Genomic DNA, 18,969 nt, shown 5'->3' with positions numbered 1-18,969 from the left:
AGGGTCATAGTTACCCCCGCCGTTTATCGGTCCTTCGTCCCGTTGAACCGGGCTTTCAGATACCGACACTGGGCAGGATTCAGCGGCCATACACAACTTTTCAGTCTCGCGGCCACCTATGTTTTTATTAAACAGTCGGAGTTCCCTTGTTACTGCGACCAGAGACCTTCGTCTCTGGCACCCCTTCTCCCGAAGTTACGGGGCTAATTTGCCGAATTCCCTCACTCGAATTCTCGCCGACACGCCTTGGGCTTCTCACCCAGGGGCACCTGTGTCAGATCTCGGTACGAGTCCAAGTTGCCGCTATAGACTTTTCACGGACCATCCGCATTGGGGAAAGTCTCCTCGCGGAGTCCCACATCCCCCTTCCCCCGGTTCTCACCATGACGGTACTTCCCGGAGCGACGGTGGACAGATAGGCTGGCATATGCCCACACCCCCTAGCGGCTGGTGTTCTCTATAACGCTTTGACCTTGGAGCTGCAGAATATTAACTGCATTCCCTTTCGCGAGTGCCGATTAAGGACTCACTTAGGCTCGGCTAACCCACGGCGGATGATCGTTGCCGTGGAACCCTGGCCCCTACGGCGGACGGGATTCTCACCCGTCTTTGCTGCTACTCCTCCCAGGATTTTCGATGGAACCCGGTCCATAGGAACTCACGCCCCTACTTCTACCCGAGCACCACGCCTCCTTACACAATTACTGTCAAAACAGTATGGTCGCATATCGGGGATCGGTTTAGCCCCGTCCATTTTCGGTGCCCATGCCCTCGACTGGTGAGCTGTTACGCACTCTTTGAAGGATGGCTGCTTCTGAGCCCACCTCCCAGTTGTTTTCGAGCACGGACGCCCTTTACATGACACTGAACCGACACTTGGGGCCCTTAATGCGACGCTGGGTTGCATTCCCTTTCGCACGGCGGGCTTACCCCTGCCGCGCTCACTCCCGGCGTCTACGCCGCACCGAACTTCGGAGTTCGACAACAGGCCGAGACCTTTCGGTCCCGCTTCCCGTAATCGGTGCTCTACATCCGGTGCTAGCTCGGCCGAGACCTACCTGCGAGTAGTTTCAGGAGGAACCAGCTATTCCCAGTCTAGATTGGCCTTTCACCCCTAAGCACAGGTCATCCGAGTGATTTGCACGTCAACACCGGTTCGGTCCTCCACCTACCTTTCGGCAGGCTTCAACCTACCCACGCTTAGATCGATTGGCTTCGGGTCTTCCACCTATGACTTCGGGCGAGCGCACCCCGTCCCTGACGCCTTGCGGCGCTGCGGACTGTCGGTTTCCCTGCGGCTTGGGCCGTATTGGCCTTAACCTCGCCATAGATCGAAACTCCCTGGCCCGTTATTCAAAACGGACGCATGGACCCTGTGTCCACGACCTTGCGGTCGCTTCGTTCCTTGGGGGCCTCATGCGGCTTATCGTCAGTTGGTTTCAGGCTCTTTTCACCTCCCTTCCGAGGTACTTTTCAGCGTTCGCTCGTGCTACTAATGCACTATCGGTCTCAGGACGTATTTAGGATCGGAAGTCTGTACCTCCCAGCTTCCCGCGCGATATCCAACACACGGTACTCAGGATACCTCCAATCTCGCCTCTTCCGTACGCTCACGGGACTATCACCCGCTCTGGTCTGCCGTTCCAGGCACGTTGAGCTCCGGAAGCTGGCAAGTACGGAGGTCCACTACTCCACATCTCCCCGTCCTCATCGAACGGGGATTCGGTTTGTCCTCTGCCGCTTTCGATCGCCTTTACTTACGGCATCTCATTTGATTTCTTGTCCTCCCCCTACTAGAATGCTTTACTTCGGGGGGTTCCCCTTCCTTGCGGAATGTCCCTTGCGGGACCGGAGTTCCGATTCGGTGATCGGTGGATCACAGGTTCCTTGCGCCTACCCACCGCTTATCGCAGCTTGGCACGACCTTCTTCGGCGCCTGAGCCCAGCCATTCCCCAACTGACAGGAGTCAGCTACACTAACTACACTTGACAAGCGTCCAGAACGCGTGTGATCGGCGTCATCGGTCCATTGTCCCGTAGGACAGTGGCCCCTACGCCCTTCCCCGGAAAGGCCTAGAGCCTTTACGGGTGCATGCGCCGCACCGACGGTCTTGCCGCGGGGCGGCCTCGCTCGGGACCTTCCCTCTCTATTTAAACGCTACCAGCGACCGGGTCCCCCGGAGCGAACGATAGGTATCCCTGCGGGTAGGAGTGGCGATGGCCGCGACGATCCGGGAGCTGCGGTGGGCCGACCTGGACGACCTCATCGACATCTATCTTCACCTGTACGAGGAACGAGGCGTCACCGGCTCCATCGGGATCACGCTGTACCACGAACCCCCGACGCGCCCCTCCGAGATCGCGTGGTTCGCGGATCTGTTTCGCCGCAACCTCGAAGGCGCGGCCTTGACCCGGGTCGCCGAGGTCGACGGTCACGCGGTCGGCTCGTGCACGGTGAGCGCTTCGGGGAGCGGCCAGAATTCCGAACAGAGCCACGTGGGGATCCTCGGGATCCTGATCCATCGGGCCCACCGCGGGCACGGTGTCGGTCGAGCGCTGATGACCGACGTGCTCGAGCGATGCCGGGGAAGGTACGAGCTCGTCCGGCTCTCCGTGTTCTCCGATAACTCGAGGGCGATCCGGCTGTACGAGCAACTCGGATTCCAGCGGTGCGGGCATTCCCCGCGGGCGATCCGCCGCGGGAACACCTACTTCGACACGGACGAAATGGTCCTCACGCTCTAGCGCAGGTCCGGGCGCGGCGAGGCGAGGAACGCCGCCCGGTGGTGCGGTCCGTCGTATCGAGCGGCCGCGAACCGGCACCGACCGGCCTCGTTCGCTTCGCAGCTCGCGCAGTTGCGTTCGGCCGGCACCGGAGGCCGTACGCGGTCGGCGCGGATCTGGACGAGCGCGGCCCGCAGCCAATGCTCATCGGCCTCCGTGTACGGGATGCGGACCCAGCCCTCCCGCTCGCCGTCGCCGGCCTGATCCCCGTAGAGGATCAACGCGTACGGGGGTCGCTTGCCGAACGCGGCGTGGACGAGCCGACACTCCGCGATGGCCTGCACCGTGTCGAACAGCCGACCGTGGGCCTCATGATAGCCTACGAACAGGTGCGTCGACTTGTACTCGAGCGGCACGAGAGCGCCGTCCTTGCGCGCGATCACGAGGTCCGGTCGACCGGCGAAATTGAGCTCGGGGTCCACGAGGGTGCGCGCGCCCTCCCGGTACCGCGCGTCCAGCCGGATCCGTTCGGGCGGGAAGAGCATCGGGAGACCGTCCTCGCCCTCGTCCTGGTAGACGAGATGGTCGTCCGGCGCGATGTCGATCCGCCCGGGATACACCTCCACTTTGCTCAGCGGTGGGGAGAACATCGGGGAGTGACGAAGAGGGACGACGTCGGCGGGAGTGACGGGGACGCCGGCCGGCCCCGGCGTCCGGGTCGGGTCCCGCGTCCGCATGAGCTCCATCTCGTGCGGGCAATGAAAGTAGGTCACTAGGTCGTGTGGGGTCAGGTGTTCCAGAACGGGGGGCCGCGGGATCTCCAGCATCGATAGCCGGCTCGTGCCGAGGTCTAAGAACTATCGGCTCCAAAGGAACGGGGCTCACGCGACGCATCGTGCGAGCAGCGCATCGCGGGCGGGCGCCGGTAGCGTCGAGGCGCCGAGAAGTTCCTGGAGGAGAGGCGCATCCAGACCCAGCGTGCGGATGGTGGCGACCAGGGGCTCGATGCGCTCGTGTCGGCCCGCCTCCGCGGCCCGGAGGAGCGCATACTCCGGCCGTGTGGCCCGGAGGGCGAAGCCGTGGAAGTCCACCGGTTCGGTCCGAACGCGGGCGAGATCGCCGGTCCACTCTTCCGGCGCGGCGGAGGGAACGCCCCCGCGATGGGCCCACTCCACGCGCGCCCCGTCTCGGACGGTCCCGACGAAGGCGCGCGCGGCGTACACCTCGCCCACGCGCGGCCAGTCGGTCGTCGCCGTGGGCTCGATGAGATACTCCGATATCGCCGATGCGATACGATCGATCCCCTCGCGGGTCGTACCGAGGTCGATATCCTTCGGGGCGATCGCCGCCCCCAGGAGATACGAGGCCATCGATCCGCCCACGTACCAAGGAAACGCCAGTCCGCGCGCCGGATCCGACAGCCGGCCCGCGATCTCTTCCAGTGCCGCGTCGACCGTGGGACGCCGGCCGCCGTAGCGCTGTGCGAGCATCGGCGCCATGACGAACCGCATCCGATTGTAGGCCACGCGCACGCGCGGCGCCTCGGACTCCCCGAGCATGAACTCGCGGTGCCAGCAGCGAGGCCCGCCGAACGTGCAAGCGGTCGGAGTGATCCGGTATCCGAACGGCTCCGGCGATCCTTTCGCCGGACCCCCCGCATCGACCCCGCCGTCCTGCGCATGGAAGGTGTACCCCGTCCGAATGCCCTCCCTGTCGATCGTGAGCTGGTGGAGGAGGCCTCCGCCGAGGTCCGGGCCGGAGAGCATCTCGCTCGAGGTCATCGAGCGCCCCGGGTACCCAGCACCTACGCCGGTGAGATCGAGGCGAATGCGGAGGCCGCGAGGGGGATCGAGCCGGTGCGGACGCGCAGGCGGTGTCCCTCTCGGCGGGCGGCGAGATAGTGACCGTTCGCGAGGCTAGGCCATCCGGCCCGGCCGTCGAACGGTTCGCTCCCGACGACCAACTGCCCAGGTTCCTCGCGGTACGTCATTTCGTAGTACGGGCGGTCGGAAGCGAGGAGGCTACAGCCGACGTCCCCTTTCCAATGGCAGAACGCCCAGAGCTCCTCCGGACCGGGGGCGTACAGGACGTTCAATCCGGAGTACGGAGCCGTCCCGGGGCGGCCGTTCGCTTCCCACACCTGAACGAGATCTTCCACCGTTCGAGCGTAGGCCTCGAGCGGGTTGCCCGAGCCCTCGAGGTGGTGCGCCAAGAGCCAGAAGAGCACCTCGCTGTCGTTGACGCCCCGCACGTCCGCGGCAAATCGGCCCAGGTACGGGCGCGTCTGGGTGGGAAGGGGGATCGCGCCGTTGTGCGCGAAGATGTCCTTCGAACCGTGGAACGGCTGGCTGTTCTCCAGCGCCAGCAGCTTCTCCCGCGGAAGGCCGAGCGGGTTGCTCGCGTGGCGCAAGTGTCCGATGATGAGCGTACCGCTGGCATCTCGCGAGGCTCGCTCGAAGTGTGCGCGCTCCGACAATGCGAACGCCCCCTCGACCCCTTTCTCGATGTGGATCCGCCCATCCGGTTCATACCATGCGATGCCCCATCCTTCGGCCTGCGCGGTCTCCGGGCTCACGTTCGATTGCCGGAAGAGCGAGCGCTCCGAATCGAGCAGCCAGGCGTGGGCGGGCAGGTCCGCGACGGTCAACTGGCCGAAGAGGCGGCACATGGCTCGACCAAGAGCGAACCGTACATTAAGCCGGTCGGGGGAACGCATTACGAGCACTTCCCTCGCTAGGCAACCCTTATCCCCCTACCCGAACTAGAACGGTCGGAGGCGTTCATGGTGACCATCGAAGTGACCCCTTCGGCCCGCGAGCAGGTGCTGAAGATCATGGAGAAGCAGGGAAAGCCCGACTCGGCCCTGCGGCTGTACGTCCAGGGCGGGGGATGCTCGGGGCTCTCCTACGGGATGAGCTTCGACAAGCTCGAAACTGGCGACGAGGTCGCCTACCGCGAACGCGGGCTCACGGTCGTCGTCGATCACGCGAGCGCTCCGCTCCTCGAGGGGCTCAAGGTCGACTTCCTGATGGGACTCGAAGAGTCCGGCTTCAAGATCTACAACCCCAACGCGAAAGAGACCTGCTCCTGCGGCAAGTCGTTCTCCGCGTGAGCCGTTCCGCTTCCGGGAACGCTAAATAGGCCGGGAACCCATCGTCGAGCAGGGTTGCGAGGAGGGCCCTACACATGAATAGTATCAAAGTGGACGTAACCAAGGAAGCGCAGGATCAGGTCCGGGAGCTCATGAAGAACCAGGAGCCCGGGACCGCGGTCCGCGTCTATCTCGAACTCGGCGGCGGGGGCTGCGGATGCGGCTCGGGCGGCGGCGGGTGCGGTGGGGGCGGCGGCGGTCACGGGGGCGCACGGTTCGGCATGGCATTCGACCAGCAGAAATCCGGCGACCACATCGTGAAGGTCGACGGGTTCTCGCTCTTGGTCGATGATGACAGCGCCGAGATGCTGGATGGAGCCCAGATCGACTTTGTCCAGTCGCTCGACCAGACCGGCTTCCGCATCAACGCACCGAAGCTCCAATCCCCCGAGGGCCACGAGGAGCACCCCGCGCCCGCGGGGCAGGGAGGCTCTGCGGAGGCCGGCGGTGGTTGTGGCTGCGGCTCGGGCGGCTGCGGCTGCGGTTAGGCCGACGGACCAACCTTTTCACCCTTTTCTCTCCGGCGAACCCGGGGCCCTCGGAGGCACATGATCTCGTCCGTGTGGCTCGCGGTCGCTGCTGTGACGGTCGTCGTAGCGGGCGCGATCATCTATTGGATCGGGCAGCGCCGGGGCCTCGGGATTCCTCCTGCCCGTTCGGCTCCTAAGGGTCCCGTCGAACCTCCGCGCGACCCGCCTTAAGCCACGAGAGGGTTGCAGCCACCGTGTCGGACCCGATCCTTCGCCTTCGGATTGACCCCGCCACGGCCGAGGAGATCTGGGAGGAGAGCGGAGGATTCCCCTTTCGAGCGCCCGTCCTGAGAGCGCCTCTCGCAGAGTACCTCGAGAACCATGCGCGGCGGGCCCGGACGACTCCCTCGGTGGATCTGACCATCCGCACGGGCGACGCGCCGTTGGACGCCGAGGCGCAGGCCCAGTTCGTCCGGAACTATCGATCGTTCTTCGGGGTGAAGTTCGACGGGGTAGAGCTCGAACGCGCGGTCAATCGTCGGGAGGGATTGCAGTCGCTGTATGTTGGAGTTGCCACCTCGCTCGTCGCGCTGGCTCTTGTCGTCTTCGTGGACGTCGGCCTCGGCTTCCACACCTTCGCCATCTACTTCGTGCTCCTCGTGCTCGTCTGGGTATTGATGTGGGACTCGATCGAGAAGCTGGTCTTCGACTCGATGTTCATTCGGATGCGAGCTCGGGCGCTCGCCAAGCTACGGGACGCACAGGTCACGTTCGAACGGTAGTGGGCCCGGCTTTGCACGCGCCGCATGTTCTCCCAGAAGAGATCCGCATCACTCCATGGTGGGCTCCCTCCCCGTCCCCGTGTTAGAGATCGGTGAAAACTCTCCTTCGGAGAACGGCAAGGCGGACCCGGCCGCCACTTGGCGATCGGGGCCGGTTATCAAGCCGTATCGGATCGTTCCACCGATCGGGAGACGAACCGAACGCGGCCGGAAGGTGAGACGGTCAACGGCGCGCCACCACCAGGTCGGGACACATCACAAAGTGTTCTATGCCCTAATAATTAGGGGTGAGCGTATATAATCCGAAACCCTCGGTCTCCCGATGGAGACACTCGAGCGCCTCACCCGTCGCCAGATCGATGCCCTTCGAGCCGTCGTCCTCAGCGAGAGTCCGGACCGCGGCGCCCCGCTGAAGGCTGTCTCGGCCACGCTGCGGGTACGGCCCCCGTCCGCCCTCGGTCATCTCACCGCGCTCGAACGGCTTGGGTTGGTGGAACGGCATCGTGGGAAGACCCGGCTCACGTCACGGGGTCGTGCGTGCATCACGGACTACCAGCGGCACCACCGAGTCGCGGAGCAACTTTTCGCGGGGTTGGGATTCTCATCTCAGGAGACGTGTCGGGCGGCCCGGCAGATCGACCTGGCATTGGACCACCGGACGGTCGAGCGCATCTGCCGGGCCGAAGGACACCCCGCCCTCTGCCCCCACGGCGATCCCATCCCACCGTGCGGGAGCGCTAACTCGCGCCCGTAGGTACCCGTCATGGATCTGAACTTCATCCTGAACCCGCCCGCGAACCTGACGATCCCCACCGTCCTGGCCATCGGCTTCATCCTCGGCGTCCTGCACGGAATCACCCCCGACGAGCATACGTGGCCGATCACGTTCAGCTACTCCATCGGCAGTTACGGCACGCGGGGCGGGATGAAGGCGGGCCTCACCTTCTCCTCGGGGTTCACCATCCAGAGGACCATTCTCACGGCCCTGGGGTTCCTCGGGCTGGCCACGATCTACCGAGTCTACAACCTGGACGGACCGATCTACATCATGGTCGGCCTCGCGATGTTCATTGCCGGATGGTATCTGCTGCGGGGTACCGACATCCACCTCCCGCTCGATCACTGGGGCGAGCGGCTCTTCGGACGGTTCTTCCGAGATCACACTCACCACACCACGGTCGCCGAGAGGGAGTCGCCGCCGTCGAAGGAGGAACTGAAGCCGATACCCCTTCGCATGGCCATGGTGCACGGATTCATTGCTGGGTGGGGCTTCGGTGGATTCGCGGTCATCATCGTATTCGTTCTCGCTCCCGAGATGCCCAACGTCGGTTGGGCGGCACTGGTGGGCACCTGCTTCGGGCTCGGGACCATGGTGATGCAGATCGTCACGGGAGCCGTCTTCGCGCAACTAGCCCGAAGCAAGAAGCTCTCCCCGGGCCAGATCAAGCGGATCGGGCGTTCGACCGCGGCACGGACCTTGTATGTAGGAGGTCTCGCCTTCATGGCCGTTGGTGCGGTGGTTGCCGCCGCCCCGTGGCTCGATCAGGTCGCGATCTCGACCGGGAACCCGGTCCCGAACCTCAACTCCATCGGTTACTCCACGGTCATCATCGTCGTAGTCGTCGGCGTGATCGGTGGCTACAGCCTGTGGAAGACCTACCGCGAAGTGCGAAAACCACCGGGTGCCCCCATCTCGGATGGCGGGTGAGAGGGGAGAAGTGGATCGGTCGATCCGGACGGCGAGGGAGGGCCGGTAACGCGCCTGCGGGGCCCCACAGAGCTCGGGCGCTCACCGGTATTCAAGCCCGGATGGGGATGGGCCCGGACGGATTCGAACCGTCGATCAACCGGTTATGAGCCGGCCGCTCTCGGCCGGGCTAAGCTACGGGCCCATGGAACGCGCAGATGAGGCGCCGCCGAGCGGGATTTGGGATGGGCTCGAACGTCGGGCCCACCTTTCGAACCGCTGACCTTTCGGTTAACAGCCGATCGCTCTACCACTGAGCTACGGCGGCACCGAAGCGGCCGAGCTTGAGTCGCGCTAATAGCCTTTCCGATTCGAGCCGAGTGCCCGCTGCTTGTCCGTCTGCTCCTTCAGCTGCTGGATGAGCGTTGTCATCCGGTCCAGCGAGGTGTGGAGCGATTCCCAGTACTGCACGGTTTGGTCGGTGACCACCGCTCCGTCGGCCGACGGTTGAACGACCCCCTCCCGCTCGAGCAGGTGGAGCGAGTACCGGACCTTGTGGATCGGCAAGTTGAGCGCCTCGCTCAGCCGGATGATCCCGATCGGGGACTTTCCCGAGAGGCGCTGGAGCACATCGACGTTCCGCGCGAGGAGTTCCAGCTCCGACGCGATCCTCTCCCCGAGGGAGGCACCGTCCGCGGATGGAGACGGTTCGGGCACTTCCGACGACGGCGTCGGCTTGGATGCCGGCATGAGGCTCCCCAGACCAAATCCGCCGAGTGTTACTTCAAGCTTGGGGGACGGGTTCGGAACCCGCTGGGGCAGGATCCTCGGACCCGCCGGCCGGGACCCGGCCGGAGTTCCGCACTGAACTTCGGCGGCGGCGCAATACTCGGTCGAACATCCACGGACCGATGATCGCGGTCAGGATCGCCATGACGACGATCGCGGTGTAGTAATCGGAGTCGAGAGCGCCCACCTGGTACGCCGATACGGCGATGATGACCCCCACTTCCCCGCGGGCCACCATCGCGGTCCCGATCTCGAGCCCTCCCTGCCACCCGTGCTCTCGGCTGTCGAGGGCGCCGGCGCCGATCTTGACCCCGATCGCGATCCCGGTAACGATCAGCGCGAGCGGCCACACCGCGAGAAGATCGGAGCCGGAGATCTGCAGACCGATGAACAGGAAGAAGAAGGGGACGAGGAACTCGTTGAGCGCGCCAAACGACCGGGCGAGTCCGTATCTCGGCGCCACATCGCCCATCGCGATCCCCGCGAGGAACGCTCCGACGATCGCTGCGAGCGCGAAGGACTCTGCGAGCGCCGCCGCTCCCAGGCACAGCAGAAGCGCGAGGACGAACGGGCCGTTCGAGATCGGCTTCTCCCCGGAGGGCTCGGACGGGGCCTTGGACAGGTAGCGCCGCACGATCGGCCCGGTGACGTAGATCGTCAGTGCCACCAGGCCCACGGCCATCACGACGACGAGACCGACCTGGTAGCTCAGATCGACCGAACTCTGGCCTCGGGCGAAGCCGAGCAGGATGGCGAGCGCTACGAAGGCGATGATGTCCTCGATCACGGCCGCGGTGAGGATCAACCGCCCCTGCTGGCCCTCCAGAAGGCGATGGCTCTCGAGCATGTGGGCGACGATCCCGACCGAGGTGGCGACGAGCGCGATCCCCACGAAGAGCCCGGCGAGGTAGTTGCTCACTCCCTCGAAGGCGAGGAACAGCCCGAGGCCGATCAAGAACGGAACGATCGCTCCGAAGATGGCGATCTTCGCCGCCGGCCGGCCGAGCTCGAGGAGGTCGGCCGGCCGCATCTTCATCCCCACATAGAAGACGAGGAACACGAGACCGAGCTCCGCGAGCGCTTGGACCACCTCGAGGTTCCCGTTCCCACTCGGGGAGAGGCTCAGGAAGCCGAGCAGGCTGAACGACCCGACGGCGACGTTCGCGATGACGATCCCCGCGATGATCTCCCCGACCATCGACGGTGCGCCCAGTCGCTGCGCGATGAGCCCGAGCCCCTTCGCGAGAAGGAACGTCAGAAACAGCACGCCGAGCAGGGAAGGGATGGTCGCGTCCACCTGCCGATGGAGCGCCGGGCGGATTATGCCAGTTGCGTCGGGCCGGTATCAATGCTCGACGCGCGTGCCCGCGCGGCCGGCGAGCGCCTGGGGAAGCGATCGGATGTCGGAGATGAGGAAGGTGCGGCCGCCGCCCCGCAGGAACCGTATGCCGGCCTCGACCTTCGGGCCCATGCTCCCCTCGGCGAACTCCCCCCGCTTCCAGTATCGGATGAGCTCGTCGAGCGCCACACGCCCGAGCCATCGGGGATGATCGCTCTGGTAGTCGAGGGCGGCGCCGGGAACATCCGTCACGATCGCGAGGGTGTCCACGTCGAGGGTGTGGGCCACCAGCGCAGCCGCCCGATCCTTGTCGATGACCGCATCGACCCCCTCCCAGTGTTCCCGACGGCGAACGACGGGGATCCCGCCTCCGCCGGAAACGACGAAGACGCAGTGGGCACCGAGATCGGCGGCGAACATCGCTCGCACCGCGTCTCCCTCGAGCCAGCGTAACGGTTGGGGAGAGGGCACCACTCGCCGCCAGCCTCCGCGTCCGAGATCCTCGCGCATCGTCCAGCCGTGTTGGCGGCGGAGCTCCCGGGCTTCGCGGCCGGAGTAGAAGCGCCCGACGGGCTTCGTAGGCGAACGGAAGGCCGGATCGCGCACCGATACTTCCGTCCGGCTGATGATCGGGATCACCCAGCGGGGGACGCGGGCGCGTTGGAACGCGGCGCTGAGCTCCTGCGCGATGAGGTATCCGATCTGCCCTTGGGTCTCGGCCCCGAGCACATGCATCGGCGGGGCCGGCACTTCGCTCGCCCCCAGCTCGGCCTCTCGCATCAGGTTCCCCACCTGAGGACCGTTGCCGTGGGTCACGATGAGTTCGGGGCCCCGCCGTGCGACGCGCGCGAGCACGCTCGCGGTCTGGCGCACCTGGCGCACCGCCTCGGCCCACGTCCCCTGATCGTGCGCGTGTTGGATCGCGTTGCCGCCGAGCGCGACCAACAGGCGGGTCGAGCGGGCCGGTGCGCGACCGGGTCCCCGCCGTGGGCGAGGGTCCGTCACGGGGGGGCCCGCTGGGTGACGCAGGTCATGCAATGAGCGCCCCCATAGCCGCCCGTGATCGCGCGAAGGTTGAGGGGAACGACCTCGATCCCTCGGTCTCGCAGCCGCGAGGTGTGCGGGAAGAATCCACCGTGCCGCAACTCCTCGCGTTCCTGCCGCACGAGCTCCCAGAGCGCCCGGTAGCGATAGGGGTTGCGACGGGCCGCCAACGACAGGCCTTCCATGACGCTGCCGACCTCCTGTTCGACCTCGACCGCCAGGATCTTCCGATCGCGTAGGCACAGGAAGTTGGACGCGTAAGACATCTGCTCGAGCGTAGAGAGCGCCAGCACCTCGAATCGCTTCTCCGCGAGATACTCGCTCAGGGTTCGGGTCTTCGGTTCCCGGACGAGCGGGCCGCGGCTCCTACGTCGGTACACGTCGACCCGCGCGGTACGCAGCAGGACTTCGGAGCCCACCGCGATCCCCGCTCCGGGGACGTTGAAGTACGTATCGAGATGCATGTCGATCATCGGGTCGGGATCATCACCGGGGATCGCGGGATGCCTCGGCTGGTGGACGACGCCGATCTCGTCGAAGCCGAGCGGCATCGCGAGAATCTGGCGGACCCCGCCCGCGTTCGTACGATCCCCCGTTCCGAGCAGGGCGAAACTGCCGAGCGGCATGAAGTCCCCGCCCTCGAACGTCCCGGGGGGGCGGACCCTTCCGGCGATGGTCATCCCGGCCGATCCCAATAGCGTGCCGGTCAGGAGCGGTTCGTTGCGCCGCTGGGGTTTGGCCATGCGCCCGAGGATGAACCCCTTCGCCGAGAGGGCCTGCTGATCGCGCATGAAGTACAGGTTGGCGAGCGGGCAGTCGAGATCGACCTTCGGCAGGATGACCCGGGTCCCCGGGTGCCGCTGGAGGACGATCGACGGCCGCAGGAGAAGAATGTTGAACAGGGTCTCGGCGTCGAAGGAGTCGAGATTGCGACGGAACGCACGGCGCGATCGGTCGACCATTTCTTTCGGGCCGGAGTAGCGCACGATCGCTTCGGCATGCGCCCGGACCCCTTCCACGAACTCCGGGTGGCGGGCGCCGACCTCGACGGCGAACCGCTTGAGCCGCCGTACGCGGACCCCGGACTCGGTGAGCGCATGCTCGAGCGCGGCGTGCTCGTCGACGGCTTCGTCGATGCTGAAGGCGCGTTCGTACAGGAACGAGTACGGTTCCATCAGTCCGAAGAACATCTCGATCCCAGGGCGGTGGATCAGAACCTCTCTCAGGGGGTTCCACTCCGCGCGCGCGTGGTTGGTCATGATCGGTCCTTACGCGCCGGGCGTACCGGGGAGCGTGGATGGATCGGGAGGCGCCGCCCCAATCGGGGCCGGACGAGGACGGATCCTAGTGAAACAGCCCCATGCGAACATCGCGACCCCGAAGACGATCGGCACCACGAGGTCATACGGAGTGTTGATGATTCCCATCAGCCCGATCGTGATGGGACAGCTCGGCGGGGTCAGGAAGTTGTCGCAGATGAGGAACTGATCCCCGAGGTAGGAGATCCCGAGCGCACCGTAGGAGTCTAGCCTCGCGCTTGAGCTTCGGCCCGCCGTCGGCCATGCTCGTACCCGGCCCAGCGGAGACCGGAGGAGACTACCGGTAGGGTACGTGAATCCGGCTTGACTGCCCGACGCCCCACGGTTCCGGGGGTGAACTGGGGGCACGAGGGCGTCCCGGCTCGGTGGACGATGACGGGCCCGCCGGGATTCGAACCCGGGTTTGAGGCTCCGGAGGCCCCCGTGATATCCAAGCTATACTACGGGCCCAGTGTGTGATCGTCAGACTATCGTGGTTGCGAGCTACCTGCTCTCGGCATAGCCTCCCTCTCGATGGCGACCCAGCACGAAAGCCCTTACTGGCCTTGCCCGAAGTCGGTTCGTGGTTTAAGGACCACGCTTCGGCCGCGAGGGACTCGAGGCAATTGGACCGGCACGAACTCTACGGATGAACGAGAGGACCCGACGGGCCAGCGGATTCGTAGAGGACCGACGCGAGGACTGAGGGTTCGGTCGATCGGTCCTTCCCCGGGCCGGACGTGCCCCATCGAGACGGGGTCAAGCTATATGCTCGGGCCTCCCGTTCTCAAGGACAGATGAGCGCGGAGCTGGCACCGGCCGACCCACGCCTGGCACTGGCCGGGGCGGGCCGTCGATTCCTCTCGTGGTTCCCTCCGGTCCGCCTCGTTTGGATTTCCCTCGTCGTCCTCGGCATCCTGGGAGTCCAGTATCTGAACGGGCTCGGCCTCGCCTCCCTGGTGGTCCTGCCGCTCGTCGCCGTCGTCACCGACCTCGTCTTTCAGCGGGTCCGATTCCCTCATTTGAGATTCCCGGATGCGGCCATCGCGACGGGCCTGTTTCTGGCCCTGATCTTCCCTCCGAACGTGCCCCTTTTCCTCGCCGGCGTGGCCGCGTTCGTGGCCATCTCGATCCGGCACGTCCTGCGCTTCCGTGGCCGGCCCTGGCTCAACCCGGCGGTGTTCGGCGCTCTGCTTGGAGCGCTCCTTCTCGGTCTCGCCCCGGCCTGGTGGGTGGCGATCGGCCCCTCGGGCGAATTCGCGATGCTGCTGCTCGGTGCACTGCTCCTGGCCCGGAACTGGAGGGCGTGGCGGCTTCCGGTGACCTTCTTCGCAGCATACGCCGCCCTGACCCTCGTCCAGCACGTGCTGGTCGGAGCCTCCACGGCCCCGAACGTCCTCCTCTTGGAAACGATCGACCCGGTGACCCTGTTCTTCGGCCTGTACATGGTGGTGGAACCTCGCAGCTCGCCGGCCGTGCCGTACGAGCAGCCCCTCTTCGCCGGTATCGTCGGTGTCGCCGCCGCCCTCTTGCCCACGGTGCTCCCCAGCTTGGCGCTCTTCCTGGCCCTCCTCATCGGCAACCTCCTCGCGCTGGTCCTGCGGCGCTCGCCCACCGGCATGATCGCCTCGGTGGCACGGTCGGCCCCCTCGGCTCGACGTTCACCGAAGCGCCGCGGAGCACCCGCGCCGCTCCCCGAGCGGTGGCCGGTCGGCTATCGCATTACCGCGGGAGTCCTCGCCTTAGTTCTGGTGGGAGCGGTGGTCGGGTCCAGCCACATCATGGTCGCCCCCGTCGTCCGACTTCAGGCACCGGGCGGCGGAGGCACCTCCGCTGCCGGGTGCCAGGTCGATAACCCGTCCATCTCCCCCTCGACGCTCGCGTCCCTCCACAAGATGCTGGGCCCGTCGGTCATCCTCTCCTACAATAGCGCCACCGGCCTTGTGGTCTTTTACGATCCGGTCAACCAGGTCACCGTGACCGAGTACGATCTGTACGAGGACTTCGGCTACGCAGAGTTCAATGGTGACGATTACGCGGTGAGCGGCTGTTCCGGCTGAGGGGCGGGCGGTCCATCCGAACGTCTCCGGCCGCGTCGTCCGAGACGATCCACGGCTCGAGCGCCTACAGGGTCAACTCGTAGTGGAGGAACTTCTCATCCTGCGTCCACCCGCAAGCGGCATACAACCGCTGCGCGCGCCGATTCGTGCGCGCCGTATCGAGGATCATGCCGACCGCCCCCTCGGCCCGTGCTTCCGCCGCCGCGCGGTCGAGCAGTCGGGTCGCGATCCGTCGCTGCCGTGCCGGCGGTCGCACATACAGATCGTTCAGGATCCAGAGCGGGCGCATCGCGAGCGAGGAGAACGTCGGGTAGAGCAGCGTGAATCCCATCGGCTCGCGACCCTCGTAGGCGACGAAGAGGACCGCCTGGTCCTGCGCGAGACGCGCGCTCAGGTACCGACGGGCAGCCGCCGGGTCGGGGGACCGGTGGTAGAACCGCCGGTACGCGCCGAAGAGCGGGAGGATGTCCCCGAGATCGCGCGCACGAGCGCGAACGATCCGAAATGCGGGATCCCGCGAGGTCATGGGTCCGCCTCAATGCGCGCCGGTTCAAAGGTGGGAGGACGCGGGCCCATCGGGGCGAGGTCTCAGGCGCCGGGTTTCGCGGGCTTGCCCTTCGGGGCATTGGCGCCCGTGGCCCTCGCCTCGGAGTACCCGCACTTTCCGCACGAGCGGCGGTTCCCATGCTCGGCGAGGAAGATCCCCGGACCGCACTTGGGGCACGATTGATGGGTCCGCGTCAGGGTGTCGCCCTTGGTCTGGTACAGACCGACCCGAGCCTTCGCCATTCGGAACTAGGCCTCCTTCGGGGCCTCGGTCTTGGGAGCCGCGGGGGCCGCCGGTGCGGGCTCGGCAGCGGACGGAGCGCCCGCCGGCGTCTTGGATGCCTTCTCGGCGAGCCCGTTGCGGACGAGGATGTGGGTGCGCGCGGTCGCCTTCGCGGCTTCCGTTGAGTCGTAAACCATCGCCTCGCCGTTGCTCCGCGCGAGGCCGAACTTGGCATGCATCTGTTCGATCACGACGCGCTCCTTCGGGGCTTTGAGCGCCTTGGCGAGCTCGGTTCGGACCGCGTCCCGGGTGGGGGTGGCCGCGGTGGCATGATCGATCTCGAAGCGGTACTCGATCCGCTTGAGGAGCGGGTTCGCATGCTGTTCGATGATCTTAATCTCCAAGGCGGACCTTCCTGAGTTCCATCCGGTCGATGAGCTTGCGCACGTTCTCCTTCGAGGCCGCGTTGACGCGGACGAAAGAGGCCCCCTCACCCGGGATGCCGTATATAACCGTGGCCCCCGAGGGAAGAGATTCGACGAGAGCGAGCGATGCGAGATCCTCCTCGCCCTCTACTTCCAACAGACCTCCCCCGGTGCTGACCATCTCCCGGACGGCATCGCGCAGGCGCTGCGTCAGCATTCCCGCGGGGTTCCGAACGACGCGCCGACCTCGGATCGCGAGGGGAATGAGCAACTCCGGCTCGACCGGCTGGTCCCGGCGGGTCACGTGGTCGATGACCCCGATGAACGGGACCTTCCCGATCCGCAGCGCGTTCGCCGTGACCACGTCTCCGCACGTCGAGAAATCGGTCAGTAGGTGCATCTCGCGATCGGCTTCGGCACCGGAGTAGACCGGGGCATAGCGGCGGGCCAGATCCGGTCTCAGCGATTCCGGAACCGCCCAGGCGGTCTCCTCACTTGACGCGGAGGGCGTACTTCCCGGCGGCATGGATCCCCATCTTCCGCGCGATCTCCGACTTCTCCGGATCGATCACGATGAGGTACCCCTGCCACTCGCGCGAGACCTCGCCCCCGCATCGGGGGCACTTGTTCTGCTCGGTGATCGAGCTGCAACTCTTGCACGCCTTGAGATTGATCATGCCGCCTTCTCCACCGGGGGAACGGGGGCCGCCGCAGGCGCCGGCTTCGCCGTGCTCGCCGGCTTCGCCACGCTCGTCGGCTTGGCGGCTTCCTTCTTGGGGGGCTTCTTGCCGCTCTTCTCCTCGGTCTTCTTGTGAGCGTCTTGGATCCATTCGAGTCGGCCGAGCCCCGGCTGGCGCATCGTCAGTCCGATGCGGCTGTCCCGCGGGGAGATCTCGGAGAGCGAGAGCGATACGACCCGGGCCCGGGCCTTGTAGCCGACCTTGAGGTCCCGCTTGGTCTCGACCCCGACCAGGCGCTGGTTGTGTTCGTCGATGTTCACGCGATCGTCCATGATCTGAGAGACGTGCAGCAGGCCATCGAGCGGCCCGAACCGAACGAACGCACCGAACTTGCGGATCTCCACGACGGCTCCCTCGACGACCTCCTGGATCTCGGGTCGGAATAGGAGCGCCTGGTACTCCACTTCCTGGTAGACGCCGCCGTCTCCGTGGATGATGTGGCCCTCTCCCACGGGCTTGACATCCCGGATGATCACGGTGAGATTCTGGCCGTCGACCAGCTTCCCCTCGAACTGCTGCTGGGCGAGCTCGGTGAGCACGCCTTCCAATTGGGCCCCCAATCGCTCCGGAGGGATCCGGACGACGTCGGACCGGTGGTCAAGATAGTACATTCGAGAAAACTGACTCGGGGACGATATAAGATGGTTACTCACAGCGGCCGAACGCGGTCACGGCGCCGGTAGTCCGAGCGCCCGGTCGGTGGTGGCGATCGACGTCGGACCGTCCCGGGCGAGGTCGAACATCGCCCGGATGGCGTCGATGCTCTCGGGAACGACGATCGACTCTTGGTGGATCGCTTGGAAGAATTCGATGGTCGGCCCGTTCACGGCGATCCCGTTCTCCCAGAGGACGTTTTCCATCACGTCGTTGTGCCCGAGCCCCCGATCTCGTCCGAACTCCATGACCTGGGGCGTGCCGTCGACCCGCTCCCACTCTCTGAAGATGAGGAACCGGGGGGTGCGGCGGAACGCTTCCACCAGTTCGGCCGCGTCCGCCGGGGGCCTGCGCAGCCGCACCCGGTTGACGTGGACGTGCATGAGGGTGGTCGGAACAATCACGGCCGTCGTCGTGATCGGCAGGTTCGGAAAGATGGTCCGGACGTCGGGTCCGTGGTGCGACGGGAGATGGAAGTTCGGCAGGATGCCGTTGATCGGGCCCCGTCCGGACTCCGGGGGATCGGCGGCACGGCGCACGAGCGTGGCCTGCCAGTCCTCCACTCCGTATCGGGGTTCGAGGACCGCGGCCGCCCGTGCGAGCCCGGTCGTGTTGCACGAGACGACCCGGACCGTACGCTTTCCCCGGGCGGCCTCGAAGTTGGCCAGCGCGCTGAAGGAGACCTCCGCGACATCGGCCTTCTCCCCTCCTTGGAAGATCGCACGGACCTTCGCATCGCGGTAGAGCGACGCATTCTGTCGACCGATCTTCTCCGGCGCCGCGTCCACGATAACATCCACGTGGCCCAGCAGGTCCGAAAGCATCCCGGCGACGGGGATGCCTGCATGCTCGAACGCGGCGCGCTCCCCGTCTCCGGCGATGAACAACGGGTATCCCTTCGTGACCGCGCGCTGGGCCTCGTAGCTCGGGAGGGTCTTCGTGACCCCGACCAGCTCCATGTCCGGCTGCTTCGCGACGGCGTCGGCGACCCGTTTACCGATCGTTCCGAATCCGTTGATCCCGACCCGAACCCGCAT

Annotated in this window: 22 protein-coding genes, 3 tRNA genes and 1 rRNA gene; 7 read left to right on the top strand and 19 right to left on the bottom strand. The window is 65.9% G+C overall.

Translation table 11 applies throughout. From position 1 onward, the window contains the following. Positions 1 to 1,978, bottom strand: a 23S ribosomal RNA gene (locus tag VMV28_06090); the annotation flags it as partial. Between the two features lie 239 nt (positions 1,979 to 2,217). On the opposite strand from VMV28_06090, the gene VMV28_06085 reads away from it, so the two are divergent. After that, entirely contained in the window at positions 2,218 to 2,745 is a 528-nt protein-coding gene (locus VMV28_06085; GenBank protein HUZ80165.1) for a GNAT family N-acetyltransferase, read from the top strand. On the opposite strand, the gene VMV28_06080 is transcribed toward VMV28_06085, so the two are convergent. The 3 genes from VMV28_06080 to VMV28_06070 are packed head-to-tail and all read right to left on the bottom strand — an operon-like array spanning position 2,742 to position 5,392. After that, positions 2,742 to 3,551, bottom strand: a complete 810-nt coding sequence (locus tag VMV28_06080) for a hypothetical protein (protein HUZ80164.1) — start codon at positions 3,549 to 3,551, stop codon at positions 2,742 to 2,744. The two genes, VMV28_06085 and VMV28_06080, sit on opposite strands and share 4 nt — an antisense overlap. 54 nt (positions 3,552 to 3,605) lie before the next feature. Next, the gene (locus tag VMV28_06075) at positions 3,606 to 4,505 is read right to left on the bottom strand and encodes a hypothetical protein (protein ID HUZ80163.1); all 900 of its coding nucleotides are present in this window, start codon (positions 4,503 to 4,505) and stop codon (positions 3,606 to 3,608) included. A gap of 23 nt (positions 4,506 to 4,528) precedes the next feature. Next, on the bottom strand, positions 4,529 to 5,392 hold the full coding sequence (locus tag VMV28_06070) for a class II glutamine amidotransferase (GenBank protein HUZ80162.1): 864 nt from the start codon (positions 5,390 to 5,392) through the stop codon (positions 4,529 to 4,531). A gap of 114 nt (positions 5,393 to 5,506) precedes the next feature. Here VMV28_06070 and VMV28_06065 point away from each other — a divergent pair, with 114 nt between their 5' ends. The 5 genes from VMV28_06065 (at position 5,507) to VMV28_06045 (ending at position 8,835) form a co-directional block, all read left to right on the top strand. Continuing rightward, complete coding sequence (locus tag VMV28_06065; GenBank protein ID HUZ80161.1) at positions 5,507 to 5,836, top strand: iron-sulfur cluster assembly accessory protein; 330 nt, start codon at positions 5,507 to 5,509, stop codon at positions 5,834 to 5,836. A 74-nt stretch (positions 5,837 to 5,910) separates the two neighbouring features. Next, on the top strand, positions 5,911 to 6,363 hold the full coding sequence (locus tag VMV28_06060; GenBank protein ID HUZ80160.1) for an iron-sulfur cluster biosynthesis family protein: 453 nt from the start codon (positions 5,911 to 5,913) through the stop codon (positions 6,361 to 6,363). 236 nt (positions 6,364 to 6,599) lie between these two features. Further along, positions 6,600 to 7,127, top strand: a complete 528-nt coding sequence (locus VMV28_06055) for a hypothetical protein (protein HUZ80159.1) — start codon at positions 6,600 to 6,602, stop codon at positions 7,125 to 7,127. Positions 7,128 to 7,449: 322 nt separating this feature from the next. Then, complete coding sequence (locus VMV28_06050) at positions 7,450 to 7,881, top strand: metal-dependent transcriptional regulator (GenBank protein HUZ80158.1); 432 nt, start codon at positions 7,450 to 7,452, stop codon at positions 7,879 to 7,881. A gap of 9 nt (positions 7,882 to 7,890) precedes the next feature. Next, positions 7,891 to 8,835 (top strand): hypothetical protein, encoded by a 945-nt coding sequence (locus VMV28_06045; protein HUZ80157.1) that lies wholly within the window; start codon positions 7,891 to 7,893, stop codon positions 8,833 to 8,835. Between the two features lie 108 nt (positions 8,836 to 8,943). On the opposite strand, the gene VMV28_06040 is transcribed toward VMV28_06045, so the two are convergent. From VMV28_06040 to VMV28_06005, 8 genes are all read right to left on the bottom strand, one after another. Further along, positions 8,944 to 9,019, bottom strand: a tRNA-Ile gene (locus VMV28_06040). Positions 9,020 to 9,038: 19 nt separating this feature from the next. Beyond that, positions 9,039 to 9,142: transfer RNA gene (locus VMV28_06035), tRNA-Asn, on the bottom strand. 26 nt (positions 9,143 to 9,168) lie between these two features. Then, positions 9,169 to 9,564 (bottom strand): hypothetical protein, encoded by a 396-nt coding sequence (locus VMV28_06030; GenBank protein HUZ80156.1) that lies wholly within the window; start codon positions 9,562 to 9,564, stop codon positions 9,169 to 9,171. Between the two features lie 34 nt (positions 9,565 to 9,598). Next, the gene (locus tag VMV28_06025) at positions 9,599 to 10,900 is read right to left on the bottom strand and encodes a cation:proton antiporter (GenBank protein ID HUZ80155.1); all 1,302 of its coding nucleotides are present in this window, start codon (positions 10,898 to 10,900) and stop codon (positions 9,599 to 9,601) included. Between the two features lie 48 nt (positions 10,901 to 10,948). Beyond that, a complete protein-coding gene (locus VMV28_06020; protein ID HUZ80154.1) occupies positions 10,949 to 11,947 on the bottom strand; it encodes a carbamate kinase in 999 nt (332 codons plus the stop codon). Continuing rightward, a complete protein-coding gene (locus tag VMV28_06015; protein ID HUZ80153.1) occupies positions 11,944 to 13,245 on the bottom strand; it encodes an arginine deiminase family protein in 1,302 nt (433 codons plus the stop codon). The genes VMV28_06020 and VMV28_06015 overlap by 4 nt, the downstream gene beginning before the upstream one ends. Positions 13,246 to 13,254: 9 nt before the next feature. After that, positions 13,255 to 13,653, bottom strand: a complete 399-nt coding sequence (locus tag VMV28_06010; protein HUZ80152.1) for a hypothetical protein — start codon at positions 13,651 to 13,653, stop codon at positions 13,255 to 13,257. 28 nt (positions 13,654 to 13,681) lie between these two features. Next, positions 13,682 to 13,755: transfer RNA gene (locus VMV28_06005), tRNA-Arg, on the bottom strand. Between the two features lie 326 nt (positions 13,756 to 14,081). On the opposite strand from VMV28_06005, the gene VMV28_06000 reads away from it, so the two are divergent. Continuing rightward, entirely contained in the window at positions 14,082 to 15,344 is a 1,263-nt protein-coding gene (locus VMV28_06000) for an RnfABCDGE type electron transport complex subunit D (GenBank protein HUZ80151.1), read from the top strand. A 64-nt stretch (positions 15,345 to 15,408) separates the two neighbouring features. Here VMV28_06000 and VMV28_05995 read toward each other — a convergent pair whose 3' ends face one another. From VMV28_05995 to VMV28_05965, 7 genes are all read right to left on the bottom strand, one after another. Next, complete coding sequence (locus tag VMV28_05995; GenBank protein HUZ80150.1) at positions 15,409 to 15,870, bottom strand: GNAT family N-acetyltransferase; 462 nt, start codon at positions 15,868 to 15,870, stop codon at positions 15,409 to 15,411. Between the two features lie 62 nt (positions 15,871 to 15,932). Beyond that, on the bottom strand, positions 15,933 to 16,133 hold the full coding sequence (locus VMV28_05990) for a 30S ribosomal protein S27ae (protein ID HUZ80149.1): 201 nt from the start codon (positions 16,131 to 16,133) through the stop codon (positions 15,933 to 15,935). Positions 16,134 to 16,139: 6 nt separating this feature from the next. Then, complete coding sequence (gene rps24e / locus VMV28_05985; protein ID HUZ80148.1) at positions 16,140 to 16,517, bottom strand: 30S ribosomal protein S24e; 378 nt, start codon at positions 16,515 to 16,517, stop codon at positions 16,140 to 16,142. Beyond that, positions 16,507 to 16,938 carry a GTP-dependent dephospho-CoA kinase family protein gene (locus VMV28_05980; GenBank protein ID HUZ80147.1) on the bottom strand — a complete coding sequence of 144 codons (432 nt, stop codon included), beginning with the start codon at positions 16,936 to 16,938 and terminating at the stop codon, positions 16,507 to 16,509. Before VMV28_05980 ends, rps24e begins: the two co-directional genes overlap by 11 nt. A 91-nt stretch (positions 16,939 to 17,029) precedes the next feature. After that, positions 17,030 to 17,215, bottom strand: a complete 186-nt coding sequence (gene spt4, locus VMV28_05975) for a transcription elongation factor subunit Spt4 (GenBank protein HUZ80146.1) — start codon at positions 17,213 to 17,215, stop codon at positions 17,030 to 17,032. Next, positions 17,212 to 17,889 (bottom strand): DNA-directed RNA polymerase, encoded by a 678-nt coding sequence (locus tag VMV28_05970; protein HUZ80145.1) that lies wholly within the window; start codon positions 17,887 to 17,889, stop codon positions 17,212 to 17,214. The genes spt4 and VMV28_05970 overlap by 4 nt, the downstream gene beginning before the upstream one ends. A gap of 57 nt (positions 17,890 to 17,946) precedes the next feature. Next, on the bottom strand, positions 17,947 to 18,969 hold the full coding sequence (locus VMV28_05965; protein ID HUZ80144.1) for a type II glyceraldehyde-3-phosphate dehydrogenase: 1,023 nt from the start codon (positions 18,967 to 18,969) through the stop codon (positions 17,947 to 17,949).

This window comes from Thermoplasmata archaeon, assembly GCA_035532555.1.
Lineage (GTDB): Archaea > Thermoplasmatota > Thermoplasmata > Lutacidiplasmatales > UBA184 > Lutacidiplasma.
This window is presented reverse-complemented; position numbering and strand designations above follow the sequence as displayed.

Coding starts and splice junctions, on each gene's coding strand:
- VMV28_05995 (HUZ80150.1), bottom strand. CDS start 15,870: ATGACCTCGCGGGATCCCGCATTTCGGATCGTTCGCGCTCGTGCGCGC.
- VMV28_06070 (HUZ80162.1), bottom strand. CDS start 5,392: ATGTGCCGCCTCTTCGGCCAGTTGACCGTCGCGGACCTGCCCGCCCAC.
- VMV28_05970 (HUZ80145.1), bottom strand. CDS start 17,889: ATGTACTATCTTGACCACCGGTCCGACGTCGTCCGGATCCCTCCGGAG.
- VMV28_05965 (HUZ80144.1), bottom strand. CDS start 18,969: ATGCGGGTTCGGGTCGGGATCAACGGATTCGGAACGATCGGTAAACGG.
- VMV28_06065 (HUZ80161.1), top strand. CDS start 5,507: ATGGTGACCATCGAAGTGACCCCTTCGGCCCGCGAGCAGGTGCTGAAG.
- VMV28_06050 (HUZ80158.1), top strand. CDS start 7,450: ATGGAGACACTCGAGCGCCTCACCCGTCGCCAGATCGATGCCCTTCGA.
- VMV28_06085 (HUZ80165.1), top strand. CDS start 2,218: ATGGCCGCGACGATCCGGGAGCTGCGGTGGGCCGACCTGGACGACCTC.
- VMV28_06080 (HUZ80164.1), bottom strand. CDS start 3,551: ATGCTGGAGATCCCGCGGCCCCCCGTTCTGGAACACCTGACCCCACAC.
- VMV28_06000 (HUZ80151.1), top strand. CDS start 14,082: ATGAGCGCGGAGCTGGCACCGGCCGACCCACGCCTGGCACTGGCCGGG.
- spt4 (HUZ80146.1), bottom strand. CDS start 17,215: ATGATCAATCTCAAGGCGTGCAAGAGTTGCAGCTCGATCACCGAGCAG.
- VMV28_06045 (HUZ80157.1), top strand. CDS start 7,891: ATGGATCTGAACTTCATCCTGAACCCGCCCGCGAACCTGACGATCCCC.
- VMV28_06060 (HUZ80160.1), top strand. CDS start 5,911: ATGAATAGTATCAAAGTGGACGTAACCAAGGAAGCGCAGGATCAGGTC.
- VMV28_06030 (HUZ80156.1), bottom strand. CDS start 9,564: ATGCCGGCATCCAAGCCGACGCCGTCGTCGGAAGTGCCCGAACCGTCT.
- VMV28_05980 (HUZ80147.1), bottom strand. CDS start 16,938: ATGCACCTACTGACCGATTTCTCGACGTGCGGAGACGTGGTCACGGCG.
- VMV28_05990 (HUZ80149.1), bottom strand. CDS start 16,133: ATGGCGAAGGCTCGGGTCGGTCTGTACCAGACCAAGGGCGACACCCTG.
- VMV28_06015 (HUZ80153.1), bottom strand. CDS start 13,245: ATGACCAACCACGCGCGCGCGGAGTGGAACCCCCTGAGAGAGGTTCTG.
- VMV28_06075 (HUZ80163.1), bottom strand. CDS start 4,505: ATGACCTCGAGCGAGATGCTCTCCGGCCCGGACCTCGGCGGAGGCCTC.